Here is a 6,603-nt window from a genome sequence, read left to right on the forward strand (position 1 = left end):
TCCTTCACGACGCCGTCGTCGCCATTGCGCTATCCAGTCGGGTCGTCCCGACCATCGCGGCCACTTTGGCCACGTCTCGTGCGGAAGCCCGGTTCTTGCGGTCGAGCTTCAGATCGTAGGTGATCGTCGCGCCATAGGCGGACGGGAACTGCGGGTCGTGGCGGACCTTGTCGAAGACCAGCACGCGGGTGCCGAGCTTGAAGGCCTCGCCGATATCGTGGGTGACCATGACGACGGTCATGCCGTGCTCGTTCCAGAGCTCGGTGAGCAGCTCATGCATCTCGACGCGAATGCCGGGATCGAGCGCGCCGAATGGCTCATCGAGAAGCAGGATCTGCGGCCGGCCGAGCAAGGTCTGCGCGATCGCCAGCCGCTGCTGCATGCCGCCAGAGAGCGATGCCGGATAGAGGTCGCGCGCATGGGCGAGGCCGACGCGTTCCAGCATGGTTTCGGCCTCTTGCCTGGCGCTCCTGCGCCTGGCGCCGAAGACGCGGCCGAACGGCCCGCCAGAGCGAAAATCCTCGACCAGCACCAGGTTCTGCAGGGCGGTCAGATGCGGAAATACCGAATAGCGCTGAAAGACGATGCCGCGCTGCGGCGTCGGCTCCGGCACGATCGGCTGGTCGCCGACAACGACCTTGCCGCCGCTCTGCTTTTCCTGGCCGAGCAGGATGCGCAGGAAGGTCGATTTTCCGCAGCCGCTGGCGCCGACCAGCGACAGGAATTCGCCCGGCTCGGCGGTGACGTTGACCCGCTCCAGCACGCGGACGTCGCCGTAGCTTTTCTCCAGTCCGTGGACGACTATGCGGCTCATCTGCCCTGCACCGGATGAGCCCAGGGCGAGATGATGTGCGAGAGCCGCACGAGCAGCCAGTCAGTGGTCACGGCAAGCAGCGTGATCCAGGCGACATAGGGCAGAATGACGTCCATCGACAGATAGCGGCGGACGAGGAAGATGCGGTAGCCCAGCCCCTCGGTCGAGGCGATGGCTTCCGCCGCGATCAGGAACAGCCAGGCCGGTCCAAGCGCCAGCCGCACGCAGGTGATGAGGCGCGGCGTGACCTGCGGCAGCACCAGCCTGAGCACCATGGTCCAGCTGTTGCCGCCGAGCGTCTGCGCCTTGGCGACGAGTTCGGGCGGCAGCTCCATCACCCGGTTGGCGATGTCGCGCACCATGACCGGGGCGACACCGAGAGCGATCAAGGTAATCTTGGCCGTTTCGCCGAGGCCGAGTGCGATGAACAGGATCGGCAGCAGCGCCAGTGGCGGGATGACGCAGACCACGGTGACGAAGGGCAGCAGAAAAGCCCTGACGCGTGGGATGAAGCCGATGGCGACGCCAAGGCAGAGCGCGGCAAGCGTGGCCACGCCGACGCCGGCGAACAGCCTGACCAGGCTGGCAAAAGTGTCGGTCCACAGGATCAGGTCGCCGGACCGCTTGTCCGGCACCGTCGCCAGATCGAAGAAGGCCGACCACATCTGTGCCGGGGAGGGCAGCAGCTTGTCGCTGGGATTGACGGCCAGTCTCTGCGCCGACGCCAAGAGATAGGCGATCGCCACGGCGGCAAACGGCAAGGCACCAAGGAAAAGGGCTCCGCCTCGCGAGACCGTCGCGTTGATCAGGCGAAGCCGCGCTTTCCGCCTGCGCGGGGGCGGGCGCGCGACTTCGGCCCCCGCCTCGGGCACAGCATTCATGGTGCCGGTTCCTCTGGCCAGCATGTCGCGCCCCTAGAGCGTTCCAGCCGCCGCCAGGGCCATGTAGGCCGGATCGAAACGCAATTTGACGTTGTTGGCATCGCCCAGCGTGGAGCCGTCGGGGAAGCTCATGCCGATCATGTCGACACTCGGCGCATTGGTGCCGAGGATGCCGTGGCTGAACAGGAAGTTGCGGACCAGATCCATGGTCTTGGGCAGTTCGGCGCCGTTGGTGAATTCAACCGCCTTGGCCGGCTCGAAGAACATCGCCGTCGATGCAAGCTGCGCATCGAAGCCGGCAAGATCCGTACCCGATGCCTTGGCCATCTCTTCCTTGGCCGCCTTGCCTTCGGGCGTGCCCGATGTCATCAGCGCCATGGCGTCATACCATGCACCGGCAAGCGCCTTGCCCAGGGCCGGATTGTCCTTCAGCGTTGCGGTGTTGACGACCATCAGGTCGATGATCTCGCCGGGGATCTGCATAGAATCGAACACCTTGTGGGCGCCAGGCATGGCAACAATTTCCGAGACCAGCGGATTCCAGGTGACGACGGAGGTGACGTCGCTGGTGCCGTAGGCGGCGACCATGTCGGCATCGGAGGTGTTGACCACCGTGATGTCCTTCTCGGCGAGGCCGACCGTGTCCAGCGCGCGTGCCAGCAGATAGTGCGAGACCGAAAGCTCGACGAGATTGACCTTCTGGCCGGCAATGTCCTTGAGTGCTGACTTGTCCTTGAGGATGACCGCGTCGTTGCCGTTGGAGAAGTCGCCGACGATCAAGGCGGTCGTGTCGACACCGCCGCCGGCCGGGATCGAAAGCGCATCCATGTTGGTCATCGAGCAGCCGTCAAAGCCGCCGGCCGTGTACTGGTTGATGCTCTCGACATAGTCGTTGATGCGGGTGATCTCGACATTGATGCCGTATTTATCGGCCCATTTCTTCATGATGCCGCTGTCGGAGAGATAGCCCCACGGCATCCAGCCGACATAGATCGACCAGCAGATCTTGAAGTCTTTCTTGGGCGCCGCCTGCGCGGCCGGAATGAAGGGAAGGCTGAGTGACGCGGCGAGGATGACTGCGGCCAGCTTGCGAAGCATTGCGTACCCCTGTTTGCGATCCGGATTGCGGCCGGACGTTTGTTGGGGGGTTCACGGAGCGCGCATCCGGGAGAGGTTCGCGCCAGCAAACCCGTGCAGGGTTCTCCCGGGATTTTGGCCCGCCGTGTTCCGCCGGATGCCTCAATGCACCCAAGCGGTCGCGTCTCTTGGACCAGCGCCGTGATCGACACGGCCGGAACCCTAGACGCTCTGCACGCCAGTAACGAAGCAAGGGCCGTGCCAGTCCAGCGATACCGCCCCGAGGCGGGTTTCTCCCGGATATGAAGGCAATCGCGCGATGCTGGTGCCGCAAAAATCATCGCAACGCTGACGGATTAAGCAGTATTTGGCGACGCTCTATTCGGAGAACAATGGGAAAATGTATGCGCAACTGATCGGGCAAGGAGGTGTGATCGGCGGGGTCCCGACGATCTGAGGCCCAGGAGATCAAGGACATCGAACTGCGCCATCGGGGCACTTTCCGGCAACCGAGGTTCGCTGTTCGGGCATCCGCCTTTACCGGCTAAGCCGGCAAGCCTGCCAATCGCATGGCGTCGGTGACGTCGTCGATGATGTCAGGCGCAAGTCCGACGGCGGCGGACCAGCGGCCGATGGTGAACTGCGGGTCGAGTGACAAGAGCCGCGTGGCCGCCGCTTTTGCCTCGTCGAGGCGACCGAGCCTGGCAAGCGGTGCCGCCAACCATCCGTGCAGGATGCTGAACCCAGGATTCAGTTCCACCGCCCGCCGGCCCGCTGTGATGGCCTGCTCGTGCCGGCCGGACAGGAAATTGCCGAAGCCGATGATGCCTTGCGGCACGCAGCTCATGGCGTCGAGCGGGCTCAGCCGCATCGCTTGCTCGCACCAATCGATCGCCCGCGCCGCGTCGCCGCCATAGGCCACCGGCACGCAGCCGAAGACATAGACGAAGGCGCAGGACGCGCTGAGTGTCAAAGCCTCTGCAAACGCCTCGTCGGCCAGCCCGCGGTCATGCTCCACCAGGCCGATGGTGAATCCGGCCAGAGCAAGCGCCATCGCATCGCCCGAGCCGTGCTCGATCGCCGCATGGGCATGGCGGATCGACTTCTCGCGGTTCTCCGCGCCCATGCCGCCGCGCACAAACAGGGTTTGGTGCGCCCAGGCGGCAAAGCCGTGCGCAAGGGCATAAGTCGGCTCGATGGCCAAAGCCTGGTCGAGCAGTGGCAGCCCCTTGGCGGCGCCTTGCGGCATGAAGGTGTAGACATCGGGCAGCGCGCGCAGCAGCAGGTCATAGGCGTCAAGGCTGTCGGGGCGCTTACGCCGGACGCGTTCGATCTCGGCCCTGCGCAAATTGGGCTCTATTGCGGCGACCACGCTGATGGTGATCTCGTCCTGTAGCGCGAACACGTCTGTGAGGTCGCGGTCGTAGCGTTCGGCCCACAAATGGCTGCCGTCCTCGGCGTCGATGAGCTGGTTGGTGATGCGGACGCGGCTGCCTACCTTGCGCACGCTGCCCTCAAGCACATAGCGCACACCGAGTTCGTGCCCGACCTGCTTCACGTCCACCGCACGGCCCTTGTAGGTGAAGCTTGAATTTCGCGCGATGACGAACAGCCACCTTATGCGCGACAGGCCGGTGATGATGTCTTCGACCATGCCGTCGGCAAAATAATCCTGCTCGGGATCGCCGCTCAGGTTCACGAAGGGTAGCACGGCGATGGAGGGACGGGCGGGAATGCCCAGGCCGGGCTTCGGTTGCTCCAACGAGGCGATCGCCCCTGTTTCCGTCGTCTGGGCCTCCTCGCGCACGGTACCGACGAAGCGAAGACCTCTGCGCGGGATGGTGCGGATGAGGCGCTGCTCCTCGCCACTGTCGTGGAGCGCATTGCGGGCGGCGTTGATGCGGCTGGCGAGTGTGGCGTCCGAGACGATGCGCCCCTGCCAGATCGCATCGATCAGATCGTCCTTGCTGACCACCCGCTCGCGATGGCGGATGAGATATTGCAGCAGGTCGAACACCTGCGGCTCGACGGCGATCAGGTCGTTGCCGCGACGCAGTTCGCGGCGATCGCCGTCCAGGGCAAAATCCTCAAAATGATATGGCAAATTGCTTGCTCCGGATTACGGCGAAGAGGGTCCAACACTTGTAGCCGCGTCGTGGACCCAAAATCAAAGCGATCTCAAGGTAAAATCAAGAGGTCCTGAAGGCCGCCTCAAAGCGCGCCCCTCAGCCCTGCCGCATAGTCCTCCTGCAACAAACGCTTCAATCAACGATCTGAAAAGGAGAACTCAAATGTCCAACACTGCAGCAAACTCGGTCGTGCTCGTGCATGGCGGCTTCGTCGATGGCTCCGGCTGGGACGGGGTCTACCAGATCCTCAAGAAGGACGGCTATGACGTCACCATCGTCCAGAACCCGACGACCTCGCTCGCCGACGATGTCGCCGTCACCAAGCGCGCCATCGCCGCCGCTCCTGGCAATGTCATCCTGGTCGGCCATTCCTATGGCGGCGTCGTGGTGTCGGAGGCCGGCACCGATGCGAAGGTGGCAGCAGTCGTCTATATCGCGGCCTTCGCGCCGGATGCCGGCGAGTCGGTTTCGAGCCTGATCGCCAACCCGCCACCCGGAGCGCCGGTGCCGCCGATCCTGCCGCCCGTCGATGGCTTCCTGATGCTCGACAAGGAGAAGTTCGCCGCCTCGTTCGCCGCCGATGTCCGTCCTTCGCTCGCCTCCTTCATGGCGGACTCGCAGGTTCCGTGGGGTGTGGCGGCGCTCGAAGGCAAGGTCACCGCTCCGGCCTGGAAGGTGAAGCCCAGTTGGTATCTCGTCGCCACCGACGACAAGATGATCCCGCCGCCGGCACAGCGCCAGATGGCAAGCCGCGCTCAGGCGACGACCGTCGAAGTGCCCGGCAGCCACGCTGTCTACGTCTCCGATCCTGCAGCTGTCGCCAGCCTCATCAAGCAGGCGGCTGCCGGCAAGAACTGAACCCGCATTACCCGAGAAGGATTGCCCGGGCGCCTGGCGGCGCCCGGGATTCTTTTGGCTTTCCAGGCCCGCTTTGATGGGTTCCACTGCATTCCGGCTTAGGTGCCGAAGAGGTGCACGTTTCGCTCGACGACAACAAATACTCGGTGCTGTCGAGCGCAGGCCGGTCGATATACATGCTCTCGAAGCTTTAGGAGCGCACCTCGATGATCACTCCACCAATCTCGCCTTCAGCGAATGGCCGAGCTCATTCTTCAGATTTCTTGCCTGCCGTTACGGAAACCGCGTACTGAAATTCCAAGGCCATGCCCGCCTATATTTCAACAGGCACGTTCCATTTTTTTCAATAGCAGATTAAATTATGCAAAAAAAAGTTAGATACAAGATATACATTAGTTGATTGAGCATAATACGTGCGATACCAAACATATATCCATAGACAAGCATATATGAGATCGACATATACATAAATCTTCTATATTGTCACAAATTTTACACAAATATAGACATATCGCGGTGTATGCGTCGCCTTGCGTTCAAGAATTTTCGGATGTACGTTAGCTTTCGATCATATATTTTGCGGTCATATTTCGGGGGGGGCAAAATGAACATTTTGTCGAGACCAGCATTTTTTGAATCATTCCAGAAGAGATTCATATTAGCCAGCAAAGAAGGGACGCCAGTCCCTGGCGTATTTGGTCGTTGGTTGGCGAGTTCGCTCCTGAGGCGCTCACCGGGGCGAGCCCGACGGCCCACCAAGACATCAGATCTGCCGAACCTGGCGCTTGAGGCGCTTGAGGCGCGTTATCTGCTGTCGGCCGACGTCTTGCCTTTCGCAGTCGAC

At 62.4% G+C, this 6,603-nt stretch carries 5 protein-coding genes, 1 pseudogene and 1 riboswitch; of the genes and pseudogenes, 2 read left to right on the forward strand and 4 right to left on the reverse strand.

The annotated features are described in order from the left end of the window. Positions 1–4: 4 nt before the first annotated feature. The 4 genes from ACSQ3Z_RS10485 to ACSQ3Z_RS10500 all read right to left on the reverse strand — a co-directional run bounded on the left by ACSQ3Z_RS10485 (position 5) and on the right by ACSQ3Z_RS10500 (position 4,876). On the reverse strand, positions 5–814 hold the full coding sequence (locus tag ACSQ3Z_RS10485; RefSeq protein ID WP_436171198.1) for an ATP-binding cassette domain-containing protein: 810 nt from the start codon (positions 812–814) through the stop codon (positions 5–7). Continuing rightward, positions 811–1,719 (reverse strand): ABC transporter permease, encoded by a 909-nt coding sequence (locus ACSQ3Z_RS10490; protein ID WP_436171199.1) that lies wholly within the window; start codon positions 1,717–1,719, stop codon positions 811–813. The genes ACSQ3Z_RS10485 and ACSQ3Z_RS10490 overlap by 4 nt, the downstream gene beginning before the upstream one ends. Before the next feature lie 9 nt (positions 1,720–1,728). Then, positions 1,729–2,793 carry a putative urea ABC transporter substrate-binding protein gene (locus tag ACSQ3Z_RS10495; protein ID WP_436171200.1) on the reverse strand — a complete coding sequence of 355 codons (1,065 nt, stop codon included), beginning with the start codon at positions 2,791–2,793 and terminating at the stop codon, positions 1,729–1,731. Between the two features lie 101 nt (positions 2,794–2,894). Then, positions 2,895–3,009, reverse strand: a riboswitch (guanidine-I (ykkC/yxkD leader). A gap of 307 nt (positions 3,010–3,316) precedes the next feature. Then, positions 3,317–4,876, reverse strand: coding sequence for a winged helix-turn-helix domain-containing protein (locus ACSQ3Z_RS10500; protein ID WP_436171201.1), 1,560 nt, complete (start codon positions 4,874–4,876; stop codon positions 3,317–3,319). Positions 4,877–5,063: 187 nt separating this feature from the next. Here ACSQ3Z_RS10500 and ACSQ3Z_RS10505 point away from each other — a divergent pair, with 187 nt between their 5' ends. Next, positions 5,064–5,759: an alpha/beta fold hydrolase gene (locus ACSQ3Z_RS10505; RefSeq protein WP_436171202.1), complete on the forward strand. Its 696-nt coding sequence runs from the start codon at positions 5,064–5,066 to the stop codon at positions 5,757–5,759. A gap of 604 nt (positions 5,760–6,363) precedes the next feature. After that, positions 6,364–6,597 (forward strand): annotated as a pseudogene (locus ACSQ3Z_RS10510) (LEPR-XLL domain-containing protein); the annotation flags it as partial. Between the last annotated feature and the right edge of the window lie 6 nt (positions 6,598–6,603).

It is taken from the genome of Mesorhizobium sp. LjNodule214 (assembly GCF_964252735.1).
Classification (GTDB): Bacteria; Pseudomonadota; Alphaproteobacteria; order Rhizobiales; family Rhizobiaceae; genus Mesorhizobium.

Coding starts and splice junctions, on each gene's coding strand:
- ACSQ3Z_RS10495 (WP_436171200.1), bottom strand. CDS start 2,793: ATGCTTCGCAAGCTGGCCGCAGTCATCCTCGCCGCGTCACTCAGCCTT.
- ACSQ3Z_RS10485 (WP_436171198.1), bottom strand. CDS start 814: ATGAGCCGCATAGTCGTCCACGGACTGGAGAAAAGCTACGGCGACGTC.
- ACSQ3Z_RS10505 (WP_436171202.1), top strand. CDS start 5,064: ATGTCCAACACTGCAGCAAACTCGGTCGTGCTCGTGCATGGCGGCTTC.
- ACSQ3Z_RS10490 (WP_436171199.1), bottom strand. CDS start 1,719: ATGCTGGCCAGAGGAACCGGCACCATGAATGCTGTGCCCGAGGCGGGG.